General features: G+C 69.3%; 23 protein-coding genes. 12 read left to right on the top strand and 11 right to left on the bottom strand.

The genetic code is table 11. The features are described 5' to 3' along the window. The first annotated feature begins 458 nt into the window (after nucleotides 1–458). From A5789_RS30475 to A5789_RS30455, 5 genes are all read left to right on the top strand, one after another. Nucleotides 459–1616: a class I adenylate-forming enzyme family protein gene (locus tag A5789_RS30475; RefSeq protein ID WP_064906620.1), complete on the top strand. Its 1158-nt coding sequence runs from the start codon at nucleotides 459–461 to the stop codon at nucleotides 1614–1616. A gap of 123 nt (nucleotides 1617–1739) precedes the next feature. Next, complete coding sequence (locus tag A5789_RS30470; RefSeq protein WP_321190278.1) at nucleotides 1740–2429, top strand: rhomboid-like protein; 690 nt, start codon at nucleotides 1740–1742, stop codon at nucleotides 2427–2429. 145 nt (nucleotides 2430–2574) lie between these two features. Continuing rightward, entirely contained in the window at nucleotides 2575–4701 is a 2127-nt protein-coding gene (locus A5789_RS30465) for an acyltransferase family protein (RefSeq protein WP_231953373.1), read from the top strand. An 82-nt stretch (nucleotides 4702–4783) separates the two neighbouring features. Continuing rightward, on the top strand, nucleotides 4784–5734 hold the full coding sequence (locus A5789_RS30460) for a S9 family peptidase (protein WP_064906621.1): 951 nt from the start codon (nucleotides 4784–4786) through the stop codon (nucleotides 5732–5734). A 48-nt stretch (nucleotides 5735–5782) separates the two neighbouring features. Further along, a complete protein-coding gene (locus A5789_RS30455) occupies nucleotides 5783–6406 on the top strand; it encodes a TetR/AcrR family transcriptional regulator (protein ID WP_063015575.1) in 624 nt (207 codons plus the stop codon). A gap of 95 nt (nucleotides 6407–6501) precedes the next feature. Here the strand turns inward: A5789_RS30455 and A5789_RS30450 are convergent, their stop codons facing one another. The 4 genes from A5789_RS30450 to A5789_RS30435 form a co-directional block, all read right to left on the bottom strand. After that, the gene (locus A5789_RS30450; RefSeq protein WP_156511385.1) at nucleotides 6502–7059 is read right to left on the bottom strand and encodes a hypothetical protein; all 558 of its coding nucleotides are present in this window, start codon (nucleotides 7057–7059) and stop codon (nucleotides 6502–6504) included. Between the two features lie 81 nt (nucleotides 7060–7140). After that, nucleotides 7141–7356: a hypothetical protein gene (locus tag A5789_RS30445; protein ID WP_063015577.1), complete on the bottom strand. Its 216-nt coding sequence runs from the start codon at nucleotides 7354–7356 to the stop codon at nucleotides 7141–7143. A gap of 162 nt (nucleotides 7357–7518) precedes the next feature. After that, entirely contained in the window at nucleotides 7519–8184 is a 666-nt protein-coding gene (locus A5789_RS30440; protein ID WP_030513873.1) for a sterol desaturase family protein, read from the bottom strand. Continuing rightward, a complete protein-coding gene (locus A5789_RS30435) occupies nucleotides 8174–8905 on the bottom strand; it encodes a FadR/GntR family transcriptional regulator (RefSeq protein ID WP_064906622.1) in 732 nt (243 codons plus the stop codon). The genes A5789_RS30440 and A5789_RS30435 overlap by 11 nt, the downstream gene beginning before the upstream one ends. A 188-nt stretch (nucleotides 8906–9093) precedes the next feature. Here A5789_RS30435 and A5789_RS30430 point away from each other — a divergent pair, with 188 nt between their 5' ends. Next, entirely contained in the window at nucleotides 9094–10014 is a 921-nt protein-coding gene (locus A5789_RS30430; protein ID WP_227463208.1) for a universal stress protein, read from the top strand. 36 nt (nucleotides 10015–10050) lie between these two features. Continuing rightward, nucleotides 10051–10206, top strand: coding sequence for a hypothetical protein (locus tag A5789_RS37520; RefSeq protein WP_169812423.1), 156 nt, complete (start codon nucleotides 10051–10053; stop codon nucleotides 10204–10206). Nucleotide 10207: 1 nt separating this feature from the next. Here A5789_RS37520 and A5789_RS30425 read toward each other — a convergent pair whose 3' ends face one another. The 3 genes from A5789_RS30425 to A5789_RS30415 all read right to left on the bottom strand — a co-directional run bounded on the left by A5789_RS30425 (nucleotide 10208) and on the right by A5789_RS30415 (nucleotide 11831). Continuing rightward, nucleotides 10208–10630, bottom strand: coding sequence for an organic hydroperoxide resistance protein (locus A5789_RS30425; RefSeq protein WP_063015591.1), 423 nt, complete (start codon nucleotides 10628–10630; stop codon nucleotides 10208–10210). Nucleotides 10631–10635: 5 nt separating this feature from the next. Beyond that, nucleotides 10636–11109 carry a MarR family winged helix-turn-helix transcriptional regulator gene (locus A5789_RS30420; protein ID WP_063015579.1) on the bottom strand — a complete coding sequence of 158 codons (474 nt, stop codon included), beginning with the start codon at nucleotides 11107–11109 and terminating at the stop codon, nucleotides 10636–10638. A gap of 170 nt (nucleotides 11110–11279) precedes the next feature. Continuing rightward, on the bottom strand, nucleotides 11280–11831 hold the full coding sequence (locus tag A5789_RS30415) for a TetR/AcrR family transcriptional regulator (RefSeq protein WP_227463209.1): 552 nt from the start codon (nucleotides 11829–11831) through the stop codon (nucleotides 11280–11282). Between the two features lie 109 nt (nucleotides 11832–11940). Here A5789_RS30415 and A5789_RS30410 point away from each other — a divergent pair, with 109 nt between their 5' ends. Then, nucleotides 11941–13371 (top strand): NAD(P)/FAD-dependent oxidoreductase, encoded by a 1431-nt coding sequence (locus A5789_RS30410; RefSeq protein ID WP_064906624.1) that lies wholly within the window; start codon nucleotides 11941–11943, stop codon nucleotides 13369–13371. 7 nt (nucleotides 13372–13378) lie between these two features. On the opposite strand, the gene A5789_RS37050 is transcribed toward A5789_RS30410, so the two are convergent. From A5789_RS37050 to A5789_RS30400, 3 genes are read right to left on the bottom strand one after another with little or no spacing between them, the layout of a single operon-like run. Next, entirely contained in the window at nucleotides 13379–13516 is a 138-nt protein-coding gene (locus A5789_RS37050) for a hypothetical protein (RefSeq protein WP_156511386.1), read from the bottom strand. A 17-nt stretch (nucleotides 13517–13533) separates the two neighbouring features. Continuing rightward, complete coding sequence (locus tag A5789_RS30405; RefSeq protein ID WP_064906626.1) at nucleotides 13534–14952, bottom strand: amidase; 1419 nt, start codon at nucleotides 14950–14952, stop codon at nucleotides 13534–13536. A gap of 13 nt (nucleotides 14953–14965) precedes the next feature. Next, nucleotides 14966–15790, bottom strand: coding sequence for a GntR family transcriptional regulator (locus A5789_RS30400; protein WP_063015582.1), 825 nt, complete (start codon nucleotides 15788–15790; stop codon nucleotides 14966–14968). 291 nt (nucleotides 15791–16081) lie between these two features. Between A5789_RS30400 and A5789_RS30395 the strand changes: the two genes are divergently transcribed. Beyond that, on the top strand, nucleotides 16082–16552 hold the full coding sequence (locus A5789_RS30395; RefSeq protein ID WP_064906628.1) for a VOC family protein: 471 nt from the start codon (nucleotides 16082–16084) through the stop codon (nucleotides 16550–16552). Nucleotides 16553–16671: 119 nt separating this feature from the next. Here the strand turns inward: A5789_RS30395 and A5789_RS30390 are convergent, their stop codons facing one another. After that, nucleotides 16672–17535 carry an NAD(P)-dependent oxidoreductase gene (locus tag A5789_RS30390; protein WP_146098663.1) on the bottom strand — a complete coding sequence of 288 codons (864 nt, stop codon included), beginning with the start codon at nucleotides 17533–17535 and terminating at the stop codon, nucleotides 16672–16674. 469 nt (nucleotides 17536–18004) lie between these two features. Here A5789_RS30390 and A5789_RS30385 point away from each other — a divergent pair, with 469 nt between their 5' ends. The 3 genes from A5789_RS30385 (at nucleotide 18005) to A5789_RS30375 (ending at nucleotide 23592) form a co-directional block, all read left to right on the top strand. Continuing rightward, nucleotides 18005–20215, top strand: a complete 2211-nt coding sequence (locus A5789_RS30385; RefSeq protein ID WP_064923657.1) for a SulP family inorganic anion transporter — start codon at nucleotides 18005–18007, stop codon at nucleotides 20213–20215. Nucleotides 20216–20503: 288 nt separating this feature from the next. Then, nucleotides 20504–22744 (top strand): bifunctional SulP family inorganic anion transporter/carbonic anhydrase, encoded by a 2241-nt coding sequence (locus tag A5789_RS30380; protein ID WP_064906638.1) that lies wholly within the window; start codon nucleotides 20504–20506, stop codon nucleotides 22742–22744. A 206-nt stretch (nucleotides 22745–22950) separates the two neighbouring features. Then, on the top strand, nucleotides 22951–23592 hold the full coding sequence (locus tag A5789_RS30375) for a (2Fe-2S)-binding protein (RefSeq protein WP_064901657.1): 642 nt from the start codon (nucleotides 22951–22953) through the stop codon (nucleotides 23590–23592). Nucleotides 23593–23602: the final 10 nt, after the last annotated feature.

Below are 23602 nucleotides of genomic sequence, written 5' to 3'. Positions count from 1 at the left end.
GGGCGATCGCGAGGCGAATTCGCGCGGCCGCCCGGCCCGGGAAGGTGGAGGCGGTCCCGCTCGGGCACCGGCCACGACGCACCCCGGAGCCCGGTGGGAAGGCTGCTGCCGCGGAGGGTTTCGCAGTACCGCTGAGCTCGCCGGACCACACCTGATGAAGATCGACGAGCGGGCCGCCGCACGCACAAACTCACGTACATTCGACCGTGCAAATGTGCTTGCATCCGTAAATGTGTCCGTAAATCACGTAACAATGCGCGCGGTTGCGCATTGTTGTTGTTCTGGCTAATGTGTCCGCATCCCGGTGGCGTACATGTGACGTTTTCCTTCGCAGGCGATGTGTCGCTGCCTGTGTCCACATGTGATCGGGTGCGAGCGTGTACTGCGGGGAGGAATGCGGTAGATATCGGACAAGGGGGAACAAAGATTGGTATTCGATGACAATAAATTCTGCATCGGTGAATATTCGAGGATATCGGGGCAGGGATATCGAGAACGGTGCCGGTAGACCCGCGCTGCTGTTCAGCGCGGTCACGACCGCCATGCGGATGCGTCCGTACGCGACGGTGTCGAGCATGCACGACAGCCGGACCTTCGGCGACCTGCTCGCCGAGGTCTCGGACAAGGCCGCGCGATTCGATACGGTGTTGCGCCGTCCGCGGGCGAGAGTCCTTGTGGCCCTCGGGAATTCACCCGGATACATTTCGACGATGCTGTCGCTGCTCGCCCGCGGCGACATTCCGGTGCTCGCCAATCCGGCACTGCCGCTCACCGCGATGCGGGAGCTGATCGAGGAGTGCGGAATCGACGCCGTGGTCGCCTCCGGGCAGGCCGGCGGAATCCGGCTCGACGAGCGATCCTGGGCGCAGCGCACCGATTTCGACGGCGACCGCCCGGCCCTGCACCGCGATACCGAACTGTGCCGCGTCGCCTCCGCGCCGTCGCGGCGGCTGGTCTGTCTCGAATACTCCGCGACCGCGGTCCTCAACGCCGCCACCGCCTGGGTCGGTGCGAGCAAACTGCGGGAATCCGATCGGACGCTGTGTTTCGCAGGCCTGTTCGGGCGCTTCGGATTTCACACCGCCACCGTCGCCAACCTCGTCGCCGGCGCCGATCTGGTATTGCCGGCCGGAACCCACGCGCCGGGCAACATTCATCGTCACCTGGCCGCGGAATCGCCGACGGTACTGGTGGCCGAACCCGCCGTCTATCAGGCCATGGTGCAGGGCACCCGGGAGGATCTGTCGGCCGATGTCGCCGCGGCACTGCACCGGATCCGCCTGCGGCTGTCCCCGCATTCGGTCGCGTCCTCGGTGGCGGCACGGGTGCGGGCGGTATCAGGGCCGATCACCATCTGCTACGGCCTGGACGAAACCGGTCCGGTCGCATACGGCTTCGACGCCGCGGACGGGGGGTCCGGTGTCCATCTGCTGTCCGGGGTCCGCATGGAGGCCCGCTCTACCGACGGCGAACAGTACGCGCACGTGCACACCAAATCCCTGGCGACGACCTACCTCAACGATCCGGTCGAATTCGAACGCTGCCTCACCGGCGACGGCAGCTATCTCAGCCGCAGCCTGGCCGGCCTGCCCGCGTCGGTCGTCGACGCCGGCTGACCGGCGGCGGCCGTAGTTCATCCGCGCCGGGTGATGCCGTCGTCGCGCGGGCGATACACAGTCGATGCGCCGGTGCTCGACGTCTCGTGAGCACCGGGACCGATCGGCCGGTGAGGAGCCACGGTGGCGAATCGACGATCTGAGCGGATGCGGGGTCGTGCCGCGGCGGCGTGGCGCTACGTCCGCACGGCGCCGTGGACGTTCTCGTGGTTGGCGCTGCTGCTGGTGACCACGATCGTGCAGCATGCGGTGTCACTCGACGATTTGAAGATCATTCTGGGTGAGCGCTCGACGAACCTGTCGAACCTGAAGAGCGATCCGCTCCACGCCCTGGTGACGAGCCTGCTGTGGGTCGCCGGCTACTTCTGGCTGCCGTATCTGGTGCTGTACTGCGTATTCCACGCACCCGCCGAGCGGTGGCTGGGCGCCCTGCGCTGGGCGATCGTCGGATTGCTCGCCCACGTGGGCGCGACCTACATCAGCGAGGGACTGCTGGGCTGGGCGATCCGGCACGGATACGCCGACCCCGCCCTCGTCGACGTGCGCGATATCGGCGTCAGCTACTTCCTCGCCGGCATCATCGGCGTGCTGACCTACCACATCGCGTATCCGTGGCGGTGGGCGTATCTCGTGGCGGCTACGGCCTGTTTCGCCGCGCCGCCGCTGATCCATTTGACCTTCACCGGAATCGGCCACTTCTCGGCCTTCCTGATCGGGCTGGCGTGCTACCCGCTCACCCGGAGCCGCACCGCTCCGACGTGGAATCCGGCGCAGGCTCGGCGCGACCGCCACCGTCGCGCGCGCGCAGTCTAGTTCATCGGCGCGCGTCCGGAAGGCGAAGTGGCGCTGAGTGTTTGCGGCGTGCTAAGAGAGTGGACGTGTTGTGGTCTGCGCGTGTTCATCTCCACCCTCGTGTGTCGGTACCGGCGCCCCCTCGCGGGAACCGGCGTTTCGCGTGGTGACCGGAGATATCGCGCGCACCCGGATCGCCGTGCCGGCCCGATCGGCCCGATCGGCCTCGGACACCGCCGACACCGCGACGAGAACGACCGCCTACCGCGGCGACCTGGACGGGTTGCGCGGTGTGGCGATCGCGCTGGTGGTGGTGTTCCACATCTGGTTCGGCCGGGTGTCGGGCGGCGTGGACGTCTTCCTGGTGCTGTCGGGATTCTTCTTCACCGGACTGCTGGTGCGCCGCGCCGAACGGGGAGCCGTCGGCATCGGGTTCACTGTGCGCCGGACCGGGCGGCGGCTACTGCCGGCAATGGTCGTCGTTCTGGCCGCCGTCGTCGCCGCGACCGTGTACACGCGGCCCTACACACAGTGGTCGGATCTGGCGGGACAGACCCTGGCCTCGCTGTTCTACTACCAGAACTGGCGGCTCGCGACGAGCTGGTCGGATTATCTGGCCGCCGACCCGTCGGTGAGCCCGCTGCAGCATCTGTGGTCGATGGCCGTGCAGGGGCAGTTCTATCTGCTGGCCCTCGTCGTGGTGGCGGCGGTCGCCACCGTGCTGCGCCGCACCGGCCGCACCGCCCTGCTGCGCCCGGTCCTGGCCGCTCTGATCGCACCGGCGGCCGCCGCGTCGCTGCTGTACGCGACCCACGGGGCGGCCACTCATCAGGGCTGGAACTACTACGACAGCGGCGCGCGGCTGTGGGAACTGCTCGCCGGGGCGGCGCTGGCACTGGCCGGACCGGCCCTGCTGCTGCCGCGGATGCTGCGGGCGGTGACGGCGCTCGCCGGCGTGCTGGGCGTGCTCGCGTGCGGCTGGCTGATCGTCGACGGCGCCAACCGCTATCCCGGTCCCGCGGCGCTGGTGCCGGTCCTGGCCGCGGTGGCGGTGATCGTCTCCGGCAACAATGTCGCCGCGGCACAGATGCCGTGGCCCAATCGAATTCTCGCCTCGCGGGTGGCACAGTGGCTCGGCGAGGTCGCCTATCCGCTGTATCTGTGGCACTGGCCGATCCTCATCTTCTATCTGGCCGAATCGGGTCGTCCGCACGCCGGGCTGCGCGACGGCGCGCTGGTGGTCGCGGTGTCGCTGCTGCTGGCCTGGGCGACGCACCGGCTGATCGAACAGCCGTTGCGGTTGGGTGCGCGCGGGATGCCGGTGCCGATCGCCTCGCGGCTGTATCGGCGCGGCGCGGGCACGGTGGTGTGCGTGGTGGCCGTCGTCGTGGTGGGGGCCACGGGTGCGTGGCAGTTCGGCGTGGTGCGGATGCACCCGGCGCAACCGATGCGGCCGCTGGATCCGGTGCTGTATCCGGGTGCCGAGGCGCTGGCGGCAGGGGCGCCGACACCGCAGGCCCCCATGCGGCCCACCGTCCTGCAGGCTCCGGGCGAACTACCGCCACCGACCCTCGACGGATGTATCGCCGACTGGGACACCCGCGAAGTGGTCACGTGCACCTACGGCGATGCGAACGCCACCCGCACACTGGCGGTGGTGGGTAGTTCGCATGCCGAACACTGGGTTCCGGCGCTCCAGGAGCTCGCCGCGCAGTACTCGTTCCGCATCCGGGTGTATCTGAAGATGGGCTGCCCCCTCACCCTGGCCGACGACGCCACCTACAAGGGGGAACCGATTCCCGACTGCCGCGACTGGTCGCGCGCGGTGCTGGACCGCCTGGCCGCCGACCGGCCGGAGTGGGTGTTCACCACCGGCAGCCGGCCCCGCGCCGGAACCGGGGACGAAACACCGCCCGAATACGTGGACGTCTGGTCGGCACTGGCCGCACGCGGCCTCGACACCATCACCATCCGCGATTCACCGTGGTTGCGCCACAACGAGATTCGCTACGCGGCGGCCGACTGTCTGGCCGGCGGTGGCGACCCGGTCAGCTGCGGTATGCGCCGGAGCGATGCGCTCGACCCGGTCGATCCCCAGCTCGAACCGGCCTCGCGGTATCCGAATATCTTCCCGATCGATCTGAGCGATGCCTTCTGTGACGCGTCGATCTGCCCCGTGGTCGCCGGCAATATCCTGATCTACCACGACGAACACCATCTGACCTCGAGCTATTCGCGCTCGCTGTCCGGGGCGCTGGGCCGGCAGTTGCGGCCGTTGCTGCATTGGTGGTAGTGCTGCGCGTCACGTGGGGCGACAGGGCGGCTCGATTGCCAGTACGGTATTCACGAGTGGCTCGAGCAGGAGGTGCCCGCACGTGCTGGGCGTTGGACAGGGTGGGGCGCGCCGGTGGGTCATGGCCGGGGTTCTCGCGGTCGTCGTCGCTGGGATCGGCTTCGGTTCCGTGGAACCGGCGGCACCGGATGGGCATGCCGGCCCGGCGGTGCCCGGTCTGATCACTCAACCGGCCGAAGCCGGTGTGCCGATCCGGATCGCGTACGGCCGCGAGGCCGATACCTTCGGTGACCTGTATCTGCCCGCCGGTGGGCCGTTGTCCGGATCCTCCGGCCGGTGTCCGGTGGTCGTGCTGATCCACGGCGGCGGCTGGGCGCAGTACCGCGACCTGACCCAATTCGCCGCGCAGGCCCGGCAGCTCGCCGAATCCGGTGTCGCCGTGTGGAATATCGAGTATCGGCGGGTCAACGGCGCCGGCGGCTGGCCGGTGACGCTGACCGACGTCGACGACGCCGTCGGCGCTCTGGCCACGGTCGTCCAGCAGCTCGCCGGCGGACGGCTCGATCTGGACAACGTCCATCTCGCCGGTCATTCGGCGGGCGGGCAGCTGGCGGCGTGGGTCGCGGGCCGCCGGACCGACGGAGCCGCGGCCTCGCGCGGGCTGCACATTCGCAGTGTGACGTTGATGGCGGCCGTACTGGATCTCGACTACGCGGTAGCCCACGGCAACGACGGTTTCGCGCGCAAATTGCTGGGCGGTCTGCCCGACGAGGTGCCCGACCGCTACCGCTACGCCTCTCCGATCGTCAATCTTCCCAGGGGCGTGCACATCACGGCCGTGCACGGCGACGCCGACCGGGTGGTACCGGTCGAACAGAGCCGCCGTTACACCGAGGCCGCTCGCCGCGCCGGCGACCCCACCGACCTGCACGTCCTGCCCGGCGTCGGGCACGCCGAATTCACCGATCCCGGGTCGGCGGCATGGGCGGTGGCGCGGGTGGCGATTCTCGCGAGCATCGCGGAATCGGCGTAGCCGGGCACCGTCCCTGCCCCCGGTCGCCGCGACCGATAGTGTGGGTTCGTGACGATCGCGGACAGACAGTACGGCGGCCGTGCGGTGACCGAACGCCGGGCCGAACGCCGTCAGCGCTTCGTCGTCGCGGCGACGAAGGTGTTCGCCGAACGGGGCTACGCGAACTGTTCTCTCGCCGATGTGTGCGCCGCGGCCGGGCTGTCGAAACGACAGTTCTACGAGGAGTTCCAGACCCGTGAGGATGTGCTGACCGCCGCCTACGACCGGGTCCAGGACGAGGCCGCCGCGGCGGTTGTGCGGACGCTGGGCACGCTGTCGCCGGCCGATCCGGCTCGGGCGATGGCGGTGGTGCTGTCGGCCTATCTCGACTCGATCACCTCCGACCCGTACCGGGCCAAGCTGGCGTTCATCGAGGTGGTGGGCGCGAGCGACCGGATGGAGCAGCATCGCCGCGAACGCCGGCACGGCTGGGTCACCCTGCTGGAGATGGTGGTGGTCCCGATCGCGGGCCCGGGCGCGCGCCTGCGGGGTGACGCCGCTCTCTCGGCGAGTGTGCTGATCGGGGCGGTCAACGGCCTGGCCCACGAATGGTTGCTGATGCGGCCCCGACCCGACGTGAGCGAGCTGACCGACCTGCTCATCCCGGTCGCCCTGTCGTTGATCGAGACGTAAACCGCCACGACGGTCGTCGCGCCGTGTGTCGCGACTGTTCGGCGGTGCGTTCCGTTCCAGCACTCAGCCGTCGTCGCGCATCGACTGATCCGGACCTAGCGCGCGGGATCGAGTGAGTCGAGTTCGGCGCGCAGCCGGTCGACCTCCGCGGCGACCTCGTCGCGCAGTTCTTCGCGTTCGGCCAGGCTCAGTCGCAGACTCTCGATGGTCTCGTTCATCGCCGCGAGTCGCCGGTCCGCGCCCTCGAGATGCCATTCGAGCACCGACCGCCGGTCGACGTCGGTACTGGCCGAACCCACCCACTCGACGAGAAAGTCCAGCCACTGCGGTTGCTTCGGCATCGGCTCGTCGTCGTTCCAGCCGCGGCGCAGCGCGGGCTTGGGGGAGAGCACACGCTCACTGTCGCCGCCGTCGGCGGTGGGGGCGTGCAGCTGGATGAGGCTCAGCTTGCCGGCGCTGGTCACCACCGCGGTCACCCGATATCGCCCGGCGAGATGCATTCTGAGTTCGGCGGTGCCGCGGCCGTCGGCGTCCATCGCGCCCAGCCACGGCCCGTGGGCCGCGCTGAGAATCGATTCGAGGATGCCGAGCTGACCGACGCCGCGTCGCAGCCGGGTCGCTCGCTTGCGCAGCTCCTCGGTCGTGGCGGTCATCTGATCCCAGTGCATACCCACGAACATAGTGGCCCCGCCGCGCCGGTTCCCCACCTCCGGTGAAGTGGGGAACCGTCCCGATTACTCCGCAGGGGTCGCGGCCTGCGCACTTCCGCTGGAAAGCGCCTTCACCAGATCGGTGATGCCGGACGAGGAGCCGGTGCCCGTGGGGTCGGGCTCGCCGGGCGCGACCACCGGCGTCGCCGAGGTGGCGTCCGCCGCCGCGACGCCCGCGCCGCCGCACAGCACGGCCGCCGACGCGGCACCGATCAGGGTGAGAGTTCCGAGTTTCTTCATTCGGATGAGGTCCTGTTCCGTGGATGTCGTTGTGAATGCGGCTGCCGCATCGTCCAATTCACTACATCCGGGTGGATCCGGACAGCCCCGAGTGTCCGGGGCAGCAGCGCCGGGGGCCGGCACGCCTCGGTGCGCCGCAGGATTCGGCCGATGCTCGGGCGTTCAGCGACCGGTGCCGTGCAATGCCGTGGCGGTGCGGGAATTCGGTGTCGACGCCGGATCCGGGTAGGTGCCGAGCAGCCGGTCGGCGGTGCCGGAGCTGGTGACGGTGAACCAGTAGTGCTCGTTCTTGAAGTGATGCAGCCGGTGGTTGCGCCGGACCGCGGTGTAGAGGCGAGTGCGGGGCTGATAGTCGGTGTGGATCAGGTAGTGGGTCCACTCGTAGCCCAGGCCCAGTACGCCGACCACGGTGAGGAAGGTCAATCCCAGCCCGATGCGTGGAAAGGCCAGTGCCGCAACGACAACCAGCGCAGGGAAGAGCCAGAGGAAGGTCTGCCACGGGATGAAGATCAGATCCACCCGGCGTGGGTCGGCATGGTGTTCGCGATGTTTGCGCGCGAGCAGGGAATCCAGGGTGAGACGGCCGATCCGGCGGGGGCGCCAATGCAGAATGCAGACGTGGATCACCCACTCCGTCACCGGGAAGAACGCCAGCATCACGCCGGCGACCAGAGCATCGGTGAGCTGCCAGTCGCCCACCGCGATCCGGGCGGCGAGAGCGCCCGCCAGCAGTGTGGTGATGATCCACGGCGAGGGACGGCGCACGAAGACGCCGAAGGCGTCGGGCAGCGTCGTGGTCCGGCGGTGGGAGCGGGTCTCAGCGGTCATCGTCCGCACCTTCCATCGTGCGTACTACAGTGTCGAATTGTGTTGCGGCCACTCGCAACAGTGTGTCCGCGGCGGCGCGGGCCGCGTCCGGGTCGCCGCCGACGACGGCGGCGGTGAGGCGGCGGTAGTGGTCGATGCTGCCGACCTCGGCGGCCATCACACCCGCCAGCGCGACGATCGCGGGCTCGTAGACCTCGCGCAGTGTGTTGAACAACAGCCGGAACACGATCGAACCGGTGCCGTCGACGATGTGATCCCAGAACTTCAGCGCCTCGAGTTGCTGCGCGACCGGTTCCTGCTGTGCGGCAAGCGATTCCAGGCAGTCACCGAGTTCGGCGTGCAGCTGTGTGCCGCCGTGCTCGACGGCCAGGGCGGCCACCTCCCGGCCCAGGACCAGTCGCGCCTGCAGGATGCTCGCGACCACGGTGTGGTCGAACTCGCCGTTGCGCACGATCAGCCGCGGCAGTAGATCCAATCCGGCCGCGCGGCGGAAGTCGCGCACCGTGGTCGCCCCGCCTTGACGCACGTCGATGAGGCCGGTGTGCGCGAGTTTGCGCAGCGCCTCTCGCACGGTCGGCCGCGACACTCCGAGCGCCTCGGCGAGCTGCCGTTCGGCCGGCAGGGTGGCGCCGGCCGGAAGTTCCCCGTCGAGGACCTCGGTCATGAGCTGGTCGAATACCGCGTCCGGGACCGTCTGCCGGTCGATCCGCTGAAAAGCCATGAACGGACGGTAATCCCCGCAGCGGTCAGAGGTCAAGTGGTCAGACCAGTTGAATTCCGAGGAAATCGTCGCGCTCCCGCTACGATCGAGCTGTTCCGTTACGTGCAGTGCTTCCGAGTTTCACCCGGTGGCGGCCGCCGGGCCGGACCGGCTTTCGTACGCCGCGCAGTCGACCGAGGAGGATGTCCGTGACCACCGAGGAATCCGTGACCGAGAAGTCCGCGCCCGCCGGGCAGCCGGAGACCGCGACGGGACCGATCGTCGTCGCCGTGGACGGTTCACCGACCTCGCTGCAGGCCGTGGCATGGGCGGCCCGCGATGCGGCGCTGAGCGGATCACCGTTGCAGATCGTGCATTCGATCGCGATTCCGGCGAGCTTCGGCCCCGGCTTGGCCGCCGGTACCGCACAGCCGGATTGGCTGCGCACCGACGGTGAGCAGATCCTGACCCGCGCCACGGAGGTGGCTCGCGACATCGGCGGACCGGATCTCGATATCGACGCCGAACTGGGCTTGGAGTTGATCATCGGCGACATGCTGGTGCGATCGGAGACCGCCGGCAAGCTGGTCGCGGGCAGTCGCGGCCGGGGAGCGCTGCAACGCGGGCTGCTCGGATCGGTCAGCTCGGCGTTGGTCCATCACGCGCGATGCCCGGTGGTGATCGTCAAATCGCATGCGGCCACCGACCCGGTCACGGCCCGGCGTCCGGTGCTGGTCGGTGTCGACGGCACCGAGAACAGCGAACCCGCCGTCGAGGCCGCCTTCGCGGAGGCGCACCGGCGTGGTGTGGAGGTGGTGGCACTGCATTCGTGGAGCGACACCACCGGTCTCGACATCTCGATGTTCGGCTGGGATACCATCGTGCGCGCCGAACACACCATGCTCGCCGAGCGGCTCGCGCCGTGGCGCGAACGGTATCCCGATCTGCCGGTCACTCTGCAGGTGGTGCGCGACAACCCCGCGAAATCGCTTCTGGAGCAATCGGATTCGGCGCAACTGGTGGTGGTGGGCAGCCGCGGCCGCGGCGGATTCGCCGGGATGCTGCTCGGTTCGACCAGTGCGGCGCTGATCGGTTCGGTCGAATGCCCGATCATGGTGGTGCGCCGCTGACGGCGCACCACGACGCCCCGACCACGAGGAGATGTCATGTGCGTCCCGACCACCTGCACGACCTGCGGTAAGACCACCTGGTCCGGCTGCGGCGCCCACATCGACGAGGTGCGCGCGACGGTGCCGGCCGACCGGTGGTGTGGTGGCCACACCGAACCGGCGCCGGCGAAGCGCTGGTGGCAGCGCGGCTGATTCAGTCCTCGGCGACGATGACGTGGACGTCGATGTTGCCACGCGTCGCATTGGAATACGGGCACACCTGGTGGGCCTTGTCTGCCAGCGCCTGAGCCTCCTCGCGGGGCAGGTGCGGCAGTGACACCTCCAAGGTCACCTCGAGGCCGAAGCCGCCGGCGTCGTTCGGGCCGATGCCGACCTTCGCGCCGACCGCGGAATCGCTGACATCGGCCTTTTCCTGCTTACCGACCAGACGCAGCGCGGAGTGGAAGCATGCGGCGTACCCGGCGGCGAACAGCTGCTCCGGGTTGGTGCCCGCCCCGCTGCCGCCCATTTCCGGCGGCATGGCGAGGGCGACGTCGATCTTGCCGTCGGTGGTGCGGGCGTGGCCGTTGCGGCCGTCTCCGGTGGCCAGGGCCTCGGCGGTGTAGAGGATTGCCATATCGGTCATCGCTTTCTCTCGGTGGATGCGCCTGCGGCATCCGGTTCGGTGTTCAGCGCGGCAGTCAGCCGGGCCAGGGTTTCGCGCAATGTCACCAGCTCGTCCAATGACAGTCCGCCGCCGAAGGTGGCGGCCATGCGCGCCGGAATGTCGCACGCGCGTTCCCGCAGCGCGCTTCCGCGCTCGGTGAGCCGGATCTCGACCCGGCGTTCGTCGTCCGCGGCGCGCCGGCGCTCGACGAATCCGGCGGCCTCGAGGCGCTTCAACAGCGGTGAGAGCGTGCCGGAATCCAGTGCGAGGGCGGAGCAGAGATCGCCGACGCCGCGCCCGTCGCGCTCCCACAGCGCCAGCATGACCAGATACTGCGGATACGTCAGGCCCAGTGCGTCCAGCTGCGGCCGATAGCGGGCCGTCATCGCGCGGGAGGCGGCGTACAGCTGGAAGCACAGCTGCTGGTCGAGCGCCATCGGATCGGTCATGGCTACAAACGTAGGACGCAATAAAATTGTGCACAACCTAAATTGCATGTGTGCTGGATCACCGGTCGGGGGACGGTCGGCAGATCGGTCGACGCGCGTGGTCCGCCGCCGAGGCCCTAGGGCGGAACGGTGATACTTGATCTGAAGCCCGTCTCAGACCGGAGGCGTGCTCATACCGAAATCGCCCGTGCGACCATTTCCGCGATCTCGTCGTCGCTCAGGGTGCTGCGCTCGACGAGTATGTGCGACAACACGGTGCGCACGATGATCTCGGCGGCCTGTTCCGGTGTCACCCGCAGCTCGTCGGCGCGCCGCAGGGACAGTAGTGGGGTCAGAAGCGTGGCGACGGTTTCGACGAGGTTGCGCTCGGCATCCACGTGCGTGACGGCGGCATTCAGCAGCCACTGCGGTTCGTGCGTGCGGATGTACCCGAACGCGGCGTGGCCCCGAAGGTAGCTCAGCGCGAAAAGTGTTGCCGTGCGGGTCAACTCGGGTGTCCGTGCCGTCATGTCGACGACCTGGTACGCGGCGGCGATCATGGCGCCGATCTCGCGCCGGACGAGGGCGGCCACCAGTCCGTCCTTGTCGCCGAACTCCCGGTAGGTGGTCGCGCGCGAGACGCCCGCGCGCCGCGCAACGTCGGTCAGCGTGAGGTCGGTCAGGCCGGATTCCGTCACGAGTTGCAGTGCGGCATCCATCAGTTCGGTCGCGGACCTGGTCACCGCCTCATTGTGCCCTCCCGCGCGCGTCGGTACGGACCGGCTGTTGTTTCCCCGGCGTTATGAGACTAATTTGTAGTTCAGTCTCACTGATTCCGACGAAGGTGGCTCGATGGCGAGAATTGGCGAACACGCGGTGGTCGTGGGGGCCGGCATGGGCGGTCTGCTCGCGGCCCGGGTACTGAGCGACCATTACGACCGCGTCACTGTCGTCGAGCGCGATGCGCTGCCCGACGGTCCGCAGGCGCGCAGGGGCGTGCCGCAGGGCCGGCATGTGCACGGGTTGCTGCCGCGTGGAAAGGATCTTCTCGAGGCGTTCTTCCCGGGATTCGAGGCGCAGATGCGCGCCGCCGGGGCGATCGACTGTGATGTGCTGGGGGAGGTCAACTTTCAGATGGCCGGGCGCACTCTCGCGCAGGTCTCCACCGGGTACCGCGGCCTTCAGGCCAGTCGTCCGCATGTGGAACACCATGCGCGGCAACGTATTCGGTCGCTGCCCAATGTGGTCCTGCGCGATCGTACCGAGGTATCCGGCGTCACCACGAACCCGTCGGCGTCGCGCGTCACCGGCGTGACGGTGCACGACCCGGGCGGCGTGGACGAGCTGGCCGCTGACCTCGTGGTCGCCGCCACCGGACGCGGCGGCGTCGTCCCGGGCTGGCTGGCCGCCCTCGGCTATCCGCGACCGCGAGAAGAGGGCACCACCATCGACATCGTCTACCGCAGCGCCTTCGTCGAACTCGAGCCGGGCGCGCTGGGGACCGACAAGTCGTTGACCGTCGGCGTGCGAGAACTTCCGCCGCGCGCCCTGGCGCTGTTCGCGGTGGAAGGCCGGAATCGATACGTACTCACCCTGATCGGGCACGCCGGCGAACAACCACCCGCGGATCCGGCGGCCTTCCTGGACTTCGCGGCGGCCCTCGCTCCGCCGGGCGTGCGTGCGGCGTTACGACGGGCCGAACTGCTCACCGATGTCGCCACCTTCCGCTACAAGGCCAACCTGCGCCGGCGCTACGAACGCCTCGACCGGTTCCCGTCCGGACTGCTCGCGGTCGGTGACGGCCTGTGCAGTTTCAGTCCAGTCTACGGACAGGGCATGACGATCGCGGCGATCCAGATGCGGGTGCTGCAACGCTGTCTCGCCGCGGGCGGCGACCGCGATCTCGCCCGCCGCTTCTACACCGCGGTGACACCCGACATCGATATCGCCTGGCAGCTCACCGTGATCGCCGACAGCGCGATGCCACATGTCGGCCCACACCCCGATCCGGCGATCCGTGCCGCGGTCGCGGTCCTCGACCCGGTTCTGGCCGCCGCGGAGCGCGATCCGGTCGTCGCGGCGACGCTCTATCGCGTGATGGGGCTGACGCAGCGGCCGGCGGCACTGTTTCGTCCCGATCTCGTCGCACGTATCGCGGTCGGCGCGGCGCGTGCGGCCGGCGCGGCGGCGGTGGCGGAGGCCGCACGCCGGGCCGGTCGAATCGGTGGCATCGCCGCTTCGCTGGGGCCGGCCCGATGCCTCCACGTCGTGAAACGGCGGTGACGCAACCTCAGGTGAGATCGAAACCGCCTGCCGGGTCGGCCCAGCGGGTGGCGTCGACCGCGGCGAGCAGGTCGGCCATCGCGCGCACGGCGGCGCGCATCGCGTCGACCGCGGTGATTTCCTCGGGGTCGGTGGTCCAGGTCATGATCGGCTCCTGACGGTTCAGCGGAGAGCGGTGGGGATCTCGGTGTGATGGGTGGTGCGGCGCTGGTAGGCGTCACCGGCGCGCAGGACGGTGGCCTCGTCGAAATGGTTGCCGGACACCGACATCGACAGCGGCAGACCGTCGGCGGTCGTGCCGATCGGCAACGCGAGGGTGGGATTGCCGAGCGGGTTCCAGTACGGCGTGTGCAGACTCGACAGCACACCCATCGGTTGCCGCTGATCCAGATCGGCGATCGCGGGGGCGCCGAGGTGCCCGGTCGGTGTCACCACCAGATCCACCTTGCTCAGCAGTTCGGACATCCGCTGCCGACCGATGCGGCGAACCCTTTGGGCCTGAACATAATCCGGGCCGCTGACCGCATCGCCGCCCGCGAGGATGATGCGGGTGGCCCGGCCGTAGTCCGCCCAGCGTTCGCGCAGTGCGGTCCGGTGGTAGGCGTGTGCCTCCGCGAGCATGACCACGACGTCGACCGCGGTCAGCTCCCGGTACATCGGCACCTCCACGGGCACGATGCGGGCACCCGCCTCGGCGAGCACGGCCACCGCGTCGGAAAATCGCTGTGGCTGAGCGGGATCGACACCGCCGTCGGCGAACCGGTCCAGGGTGTCCACGCCGATGGTCAGTCCGGTCAGATCGCCGGTGAGCGCGCCGGGATAGTCGTCGACCGGCGTGTGCGCACTGTAGGGATCGGCCGGGTCGTAGCCCGCCAGCACCGACAGCAGCAGGGCGCAGTCGGCGGCCGACCGAGCCATCGGGCCCGGATGGTCGAGGGTGTAGCCCAGCGGAACCATACCGGACTTCGGGACGCGGCCGAAAGTCGGTTTCAATCCGGTGATTCCGTTGAAGGCGGCCGGGATCCGGATACTGCCCGCGGTGTCGGTCCCGACGGCGCCGAGGAACATCCCGGCGGCCACGCCGCTGCCCGATCCCGAACTCGACCCGCCCGCCCAGCGGGACGAATCCCACGGATTACGCGGCACCGGAAAGGGTTTGGCCGGATCCGGGATGCCGATGGCGAATTCCATCGTGGTCACCTTGCCGGTGACGACGGCGCCCGCCTCCTCGAGCCGGCGGACCACCGCGCAATCGCCCTGGGCGGCGCCCCAGCCGGGATCGAGAACCAGGCTCTGCGCGGTGGTCGGTGCGGCGGAATGGGCGAGAATATCCTTGATTCCCATCGGGATTCCGGCCAGCGGCCCGACCGGAACGCCGGCGGCCAGCTTCTCGTCGATGCGCGCGGCCTGTGCGACGGCACGCTCGTCGAACCGCGACAGGTAGACACCGAGCGCCGCGTCGTGCGCGTCGGCGGCGGCGAGGGCCTGTTCGACCAGCCGGGTGGCGGTGGTCTCGCCGGAGCGCAGCGCGGCGGCGGCCTCGGTCAGGCCGGAGAGTACGGGTGGATCGGCGAGTGTCATGGTCGTCCTCACATCAGCGGGGCAGGGTGGCGGTCATGTCGAGGCGGGGGATGGCGCCGAGTTCGAGCTGGATCTCGGCGCGGCAGGAGCCCAGGGCGTAATCGACGGCGACTCCGTCGCGGGTGCGGATCGTCTGTTCCACCAGCAGCACCGGCTCACCGGGCAGGACGTGCAGCAGTGCCGCGGTGCAATCGTCGGCGCGCGCGGCTTGGACGCCGACGTCGCTGCCCCCGACATCCACCCGGCCGCCGCGCAGCAGGCTGTAGAAGTCGTCGCCGAATGCGGCCTGGTCGATGCGCGTCGCCTCCGGCGCGCGCAGGTAATTGGTGAACACCGCGAGCGGGCGATCGTCGAGCAGCAGAACGTATTCGACGCACAGACAGTCGTCTCCGGGCCCGACGCCGGCCAGATGGGCGGCGATCACCGGCGGTGCCGGGATCCAGGCCCAATACAGCAGGCGAGGTGAGATCCGGCCCAGGGCCAGGTGCTGCTCGAGCGTCCGGCCCTCCGGCGGCAGCGCGCCGGAGACGACGTAGTGCTCACCGACCGCCACCGTCCCCACGCCGCGGCGTCGCTCGATCAGACCGTCGGCGCGCAGCATGCTCAGCGCGGCGCGGACCACATCACGCGGGAGATGGTGGCGCGCCATCAATTCCGGCTCGCCGGGCAACCGCCCGGTGCCGAACGCGCCCGCCCGCAGATCGGCGCGCAGCAGATCCCGCAGCCGCCGGGCGGGCAGCTGCGCTGCGGCGGGCAGGATTTCGCGCATCTGATCGTCGAAGGCCCGGCGGTCGCGGGCGGTCCGATCGGAGTGGAGCTGTTCGGAGCGGTGGTGCATGCCGGTAGCGTGCGGAGAATCCGCGTTACGCGACAAGGGCTTGCGGTAAAGACCTGGTTACGCGGCCGGCCGGCCTGGACCGCACCGGCGTGACCAGCGGTTTCCGATGCGGCTGGACGGCATTTCGCGGTCGCGCCGCGCTATGCGATCCGGTCCGCGACATCGGCGCCGGGAGTTGCGCGGGGCGTGCGGCAGTGAGACCGAGCGCGCGACGTGTCCGATCCGTTCAAGACATCCCCGGCGCCTCGGGGTTGACTGCGTGCGGACAACGACGAGAACGGAGGTATCGGGGTGCGAGCACAGATCCACGCGATCACGCTGGGCGTGCGCGATCTGGAGGTGTCGCTGCGGTTCTACCGAGCGCTCGGACTGGAGTCACCGGGGATCATCGGAACCGAATTCCGGCCGGACGCGGAGAATCCCGGTGGGGCGGTGGTCATGTTCACGCTCGGCAACGGGGTGACGCTGGCGCTCTACGGGCGTGACGACCTGGCCAAGGACGCGGGTATCCCGCCGGAACGTATGCGCGGTTCCGCGATGAGTCTGGGCTGGTTCGTCGACAGTGACGCCGAGGCGGAACGAGTTCTGGAACTCGCCGGCGCGTCGGGCGGCACCGTGGTGCAGCCCGCGCGCACGCGGCCGTGGGGGATCTACGCCGGCTACTTCGCCGACCCCGACGGGCATCTGTGGGAAGTCGTGCACTTCGCCGAGCCCGGGGCCGCCGAGTCCGGAGCTGCCGCGTCCGGATCGGCCCAGTCCTGAGGGCCCGGGTGAGGGCCGAGCCCTGACCGGCCCGGCCCTGACCGGCGCAGCCCTGAGAGGCCCAGCCCCTGAGTTGCCGAGCCTCGCGTCGCCCCGCCGGGAGTCGGCGAGGCGATCGCTCACCCCTGCGCCGAGTCGCCGCCGTCCCGGTACAGCGCGGCGATGGCCGCGATATCGGCGCCGGGATTCGTTCGTGCCGCATCCTCGTAACGCTTGCGGACGATTTCCGCCAACGGCAGGTGGGCGCCCGCCTCCGCGGCGAGGTCGAAGGCGAGTCCCGCGTCCTTGGCGCCCAGGACGGTGGTCCACCATCCGTCAGGGGATGCGGTGAGCACGGCATCGAAGCGATTCGCCAGGGCGGGCGCGACGACCGGCGCGTCGGCGAGCAATTCGCGCAGCTCAGCGTCGCCGAGTCCGCCGGATCGCCCCACGGCGAACGCCTCCGCCAGCGCCGCCACCCCGGTGATCAGCAGGAAGTTCGTGGTCACCTTGGCGGTCAGCGCATGGGCCGCCGAATCGTAGTGGCGCACCCGCTCGGAGAGCGTGCCGAGCAGAGGTGCGAGCCGGTCCCGCAGCGGTGCGGGCCCACCGGCCAGCAGCGTCGCCTTCCCGGCTGTGACCGCGCCAGGCGCGCCCACGATCGGAAGGGCGAGGAACCGGTCACCGAAGGCGTCGGCGAGGGCGGCGCCCAATGCGGGGGAGACGGTCGAACAGTCGATATAGGGGGTCCCGGAATCGAGGGATGTCTGCAGCTCGCCGAAGGCCACCGAGGTCACCGCCGCGTCGTCGGCGAGCGCGGTGAGGGCCGCGTCGACTCCCGACACGGCTGCCGCGACAGTGCCGGCCTCCGTCGCTCCGGCCGAAATCAGTTCGGCCGCTTTGCCTTCCGTGCGATTCCACACCGTCACCCGATGCCCGCCGTCGAGCAGGCGCCCGGCCACGGCGCGGCCCATCCGTCCCATGCCCAGTACAGCGATATGCACTGTTGCCTCCTCGTCTCGGTCCCGGCCGGCGCCCGACACCGACCCTGCCTTCCCACTGTCCCGCAGTGCGCCGCGGCGGTCGCGATCGCCCTCGGTGATAGGCGAATCGTACAAGTGACCAGGAATGCCGCTGCGGTAGTATCGCCCGTGGGCGACGCGAAGCGATTCTGCGCCAGCTATTTTCGACGCTCTCCTCCGATTCGGGGGAGTGTCGATGGGGTGGAGCCCCCGATTGAGTTGTGATATAGATCACAATTAGGTCCCGGTACCGACTTTTGTGCTGAAAACCCTTTCCAACTGCTTTGCGTTGTCTTTACTATTAAGCGCGTTGTGCCGCTGCCGGGCTCGCATGTCCGGATGCGTCGCAGCCACAACACATCTCGCGTTCTTCGCTTCGCCCGCCCCCTCTCGATGCCAGTACATGTTCCACCGATGGACCGAACCGACACCGGTTCGGCGAAGGAGAAATATGTCCACCGACACCGACTCGGTCCGACGGACGTCACCTCGGAGCTTCTCGGTCGCAGTACGACACGATCTACCCGCCTCCGTGGTGGTTTTCCTCGTCGCGTTACCCCTGTCCATCGGTGTGGCCGTCGCCATGGGCGCGCCGGTCGCGGCGGGGCTGATCGCTGCCGTCGTCGGCGGTCTGGTCGCCGGGCTGTGTGGTGGTTCGGTCCTGCAGGTCAGCGGGCCCACCGCCAGCCTCACCGTCGTGGTGGCCGAGTCCATCCACCAGTTCGGCTGGGCAACAACCTGTTTCATCACCGTGTGCGCCGGTGCGCTGCAGGTGGTGTTCGGCCTGAGCCGCATCGCGCGCGCCGCGCTGGCCATCGCGCCGGTGGTGGTGCACGCCATGCTCGCCGGCATCGGCGTGGTGATCGCACTGCAGCAGTTGCATGTGCTGCTGGGCGGGCAGATGCTGAGCTCGTCGTGGGCGAGCATCGTGCAGCTGCCGCATCAGCTGACCGTGATGCACGCCGGGGACGCGCTGGTCGGTGGGGTGGTGATCGCGATCATGCTGGGCTGGCGCTATCTGCCCGGCCGAGTGCGGGCGGTCCCGGCGCCCCTGGCCGCGGTGGTCGCCGCGACCGCGCTCGCGATGGTGGTCCCCACCAGCGTGGAGCGCATCACCCTGCACGGCTCGCTGTTCGACGCGATGTCGTTACCGCAACTGCCGCACGGCAATTGGAGCGCCGTCGTGCTGACCGCGTTCACCATCGCGCTGATCGCCAGTGTGGAGACGCTGCTGTCCGCGGTGGCCGTCGACCGGTTGCGGCCGGAGTATCGCACCGACCTCGACCGCGAACTGCTCGGTCAGGGCGTGGCGAATATGACCTCCGGCATGCTCGGCGGCCTGCCCATCGCCGCGGTCATCGTCCGCAGCATCACCAACGCCAAGGCCGGCGCGCGAACCAAGGCCTCCACCATGCTCAGCGGCGTGTGGGTGCTGGTGTTCTCCGTCGCGCTGGTGGAGGTGGTGCGCCAGATTCCGAAGGCCGCCCTGGCCGGTTTGTTGATCGTCATCGGCATCGGGCTGGTGAAACTCGCGCACATCCGCCTCGCGCGCCGGGCCGGCGATCTGATCGTCTATGCCGCAACGGTTCTCGTCGTGATCTTCGGGAATCTGCTGCTGGGCATGCTGATCGGGCTGGTGCTCTCGTTCGCGCTGCTCATGTGGCGCGTGGTGCGGGTGGTGATCGTGGCCGCGCCGGTCGGGGACACCGGGCGCTGGCTGGTGACCGTGGACGGTTCGGCCACCTTCCTGGCTCTGCCGCGGCTCACCGCCCAGCTGGCGCAGATCCCCGCAGGAGTTCCGGTCACCGTCGAGATGACCGTCGATTTCATCGACCACGCCGCATCCGACGCCCTGCACGAATGGGCGCAGCGGCACGAAAGCCTGGGCGGCACGGTGCAATTCGTCGAACTCGGCGCCGTCCGGATCGCCGACCTCACCGCGGGCCCGCCCGCGCGCGGGCACGCCCGGCGCATGCTCGACGACGTTCTCGCGCCCTGGCGTCCCACCACCCGCTCCGACCGGATCGCCGCCGGTATCGCGGCCTACCACCGCGGCCACGCGCACATGATCCGGCCGCATCTGGACGAACTGCGACACACCCAGGATCCGGAATCGCTGTTCGTTACCTGTGCCGATTCCCGCATCGTGCCCAATGTGATCACCAACAGCGGCCCGGGCGACCTGTTCACCGTGCGCAATATCGGCAATCTGATCCCCGCCGACGGCCGCGACACCTCGGTCGAGGCCGCGCTGGTCTACGCGCTGAACAAACTCGACGTGCGCTCGATCGTCGTCTGCGGGCATTCCGGCTGCGGTGCCATGGACGCGCTGCACCACGGTCTGCGCACCGGCTCGGGTCTCGACGACTGGCTCGCGCACGGACGCCCGGCGCTCGAGCGTTTCCGGGCTGGGCATCCGGTCGCGGCGGCGGCCGCGGCCGCCGGCTACGGCGAGGTCGACCAGCTGGGCATGGTGAACGTGGCCGTGCAGATCGAAACATTGTCCGCCCATCCCGTCGTGCGTCGCGGGATCGAGGCCCGCGGTGTGGTGCTGTCGGGACTGTTCTTCGATATCGCCACCGCCCGCGTGCTCGCGATCAGGCCCGACGGTATCGCCGATATCGACGACCTCCGGCACCCGGTGCCGGTGCCGGTTTCCTGAAAGGAGCATTCCCAGTTTTGGCAATTCCCCGGGTGGAAAACGCGCGCTGAGCGGGCGCACAGTGGTGCCGGCGCAGGTCACAGCTCCAGGGCGTGAGGGCCGTCACATCGAATCGGGAACGTGTGCGAGGCTAAGTACCCTTTTCTAAGGCTTTGCTTAGTCTTTACTATTAGAGTTGCCCTCGCTTCCGGCTCACTGCTGGACAACGGAGTCTCGCAGCTGAATTCGATGCCTGGAGAACATGTTCGACCGACCGGACCGCTGCGGCGGCTCCGGTGAAGGAGCAATATGTCCACCGACACCGTCGCTACGTCCAGACCCTCGGCCCCGCCGGGCCCCAGCTGGTCGGACCGGATGAACTCTGTCCTTCGACACGATCTGCCCGCTTCCGTCGTCGTCTTTCTCGTCGCTCTGCCGCTCTCGATCGGCATCGCGGTCGCCACCGGCGCTCCGGTCGCGGCCGGACTCATCGCCGCCGCCGTCGGCGGCATCGTGGTGGGAACTCTGGGGGGCTCCGTCCTGCAGGTCAGCGGCCCGGCCGCCGGACTGACCGTGGTCATGGCCGAGACCATCAATCAATTCGGCTGGAAGACAACCTGTTTCATCACCGTCGGCGCCGGCCTGCTGCAGATCGTGTTCGGCCTGAGCCGGATCGCGCGCGCCGCGCTCGCCATCGCACCGGTCGTCGTCCACGCCATGCTCGCCGGCATCGGCATCACGATCGCCTTGCAGCAGGTTCATGTCCTGCTCGGCGGATCGTCGCAGAGCTCTGCGTGGGAGAACGTCACCGAATTACCGAATCAGCTGCTGCACCTCAGCGGTATCGACGTCGTGATCGGCGGTCTGGTCATCGCGATCATGCTCGGCTGGCGCTACGTGCCGGCCAAGATCCGGGTGGTGCCCGGACCGTTGGTGGCGATCGTGGTCGCCACCGCGCTGTCGCTGGTGCTGCCCGGAGACCCCGCCCGCATCACGATGAGCGGTTCGCTGTTCGACGCCATCGGCCTGCCGAACATGCCCAGCGGAGACTGGAGCGGCGTCGCACTGGCGGTGCTGACCGTGGCCCTGATCGCCAGCGTGGAGAGCCTGTTGTCGGCGGTCGCGGTCGACAAGATGCACACCGGCCCGCGGACCAACTTCGACCGTGAGCTCATGGCCCAGGGCGCGGCCAACGTGACCTCGGGCATGATCGGCGGCCTGCCGGTCACCGGCGTGATCGTGCGCAGTGCGACCAATGTGACCGCCGGTGCGCGCAGCCGGGCCTCGGCGCTGCTGCACGGCGTCTGGGTGCTGCTGTTCTCGATCGCCCTGGTGGGTGTCGTCGAGCAGATCCCGAAATCGGCCCTGGCCGGACTGCTGGTGATGATCGGTATCCAGCTGGTGAAGCTCGCCCACATCAAGATCGCCCACCGCACCGGTGAACTGGTGATCTACGCGGTGACCATCGCTGCGGTGGTGTTCTTGAACCTGCTCGAGGGTGTGCTGATCGGACTGGTCGTCGCCTTCGCCCTGCTGTTGTGGCGCGTGGTGCGCGTCTCGGTCGAGGCCGGTCCGGTCGAGGGAACCGACCGGTGGCTGGTGAGCGTGGACGGCACCTGCACCTTCCTGGCCCTGCCGAAGCTGACCGGGCAGCTGGCCAAGGTGCCCGCCGGCGCCGACGTCCTGGTGGAGCTGACGGTCGACTTCCTCGACCACGCCGCCTACGACGCCATCCACTCCTGGGCGCAGCAGCACGAAAGTACCGGCGGCACCGTGGAATTCGTCGAGATCGGAACGGTGCGGATGGCCGATGCCGCAGAGCGCCCGCCGCGGCGCGCCCGGGCCCGCGGGCTGCTCGACGACGTCCTGGGACCGTGGCGTTCCGAGGGTGGCAATCCGGTCGCCGCCGGTGTCGCCGCCTACCATCGCAGCCACGCGCACGTGATGCGGCCGCATCTGGACGAACTGCGCGACGGGCAGGACCCGGATTCCTTCTTCCTCACCTGCTCGGACTCGCGGATCGTGCCGAATGTGATCACCAACAGCGGCCCGGGTGACCTGTTCACCGTCCGCAATATCGGCAATCTGATCCCGGCGCGCGGCACCGACGTGTCGGTGGACGCCGCGCTCGGCTTCGCGCTGCACAACCTGTCGGTGCGCAACGTCGTGGTGTGCGGACATTCCGGCTGCGGTGCGATGAACGCTCTGCTGTCCGACCGGTCCGCGGGCCCCGATATCGACGATTGGCTGGCCCACGGCGCCGCGGCCCTGCAGCGCTACCGAGCCGGCCATCCGGTGGCGGCGGCCGCGGCGGCCGCCGGATACGGCCCGGCCGACCAGCTGAGCATGGTCAACGTCGCGGTCCAGCTCGAGACGCTGCGGGAGCATCCGGTCGTCGCCCGGGCCGTCGAGGAGCGCGGTGTTGCGCTTTCGGGCCTGTTCTTCGATATCGGAACCGCACGGGTCCTCGAGGTCACCACCACCGGCATCGCCGAGATCACCGATGCCGAGCGACCCGGAATACCCGCCCGGGATCGGACCCACGCCTGATCCGGGCGCGGGGTGCGCGAGTTCGGCAGCCCGACAGCCGAACTCGCGCACCCGTCCGGCGCGCCTGAGCGTCGCCGTCGCCCGCGCCGATACGCTGAGCGGCGCACCCCGAAACCCGCGGCCGACGCCTCGATCCGAGCGCGGCGGACATGCCATGGTGGAGGTGGTGCATTCGGTGAATCGACGTGGATCGGAGTCGGAGGGAAATGGTTGCGCAGTCGGTGGAGTCCGGGGTGCCCGCCCAGGTGGCCGGCATCAAACTCACCGAGCCCGCGTGGCTGTCGGAACGGATCGCCGATATGGGAATCTCCTGGGGCACAGGCAATTCCCGCGTGTCGGGCACGCTGTGGTGGTGTATGGCCGCCTCGGCGCTGGTCGATCCGATCACCGAGGCGTATGCGAGCGGCGCACCGGCGCCCGACCCCACGCTGGAAGGGCTGCGCTGCGAGATCCGGCCCGACGGTGGCATCGAGCGGATCGTGCCCGACGCCGTGAGCGAGTCCGAAGCGGTCGGCGCGGCGCTGGGGGAGTCGCTGCGGCGCGTCATCCCGGTGGTGGCACGGGTGACCGGCGCCGGTCCGGCGGCGCTGTGGGCGATCGTCGCCGATGCGATCGGTAACCGGGCCATCGACGCGGGCGACCCCGAGGCGGGTGCGCGGCTGGCCGCCCAGGTCGGCGAACGGTTGCCCGCGCCGCGATTCACCGATGTCGAATCGCGCACGTTCGTGCGGCGGATCTCCTGCTGCCTGGTCTACGAGGTGCCCGGCTGCGGTATGTGCACCAGCTGTCCGAAAAGGCCCGCCGCCGAGCGCGAGCGGCTGCTCACCGAGCTGGCCCGGCGCGGATGAGCGGGTCGCG

This window comes from Nocardia sp. 852002-51101_SCH5132738 (genome assembly GCF_001665695.1).
GTDB classification, from domain to species: domain Bacteria; phylum Actinomycetota; class Actinomycetes; order Mycobacteriales; family Mycobacteriaceae; genus Nocardia; species Nocardia nova.
Note: the sequence above shows the minus strand (reverse complement) of the source record. Positions and strands in the feature narration are given on the sequence as shown.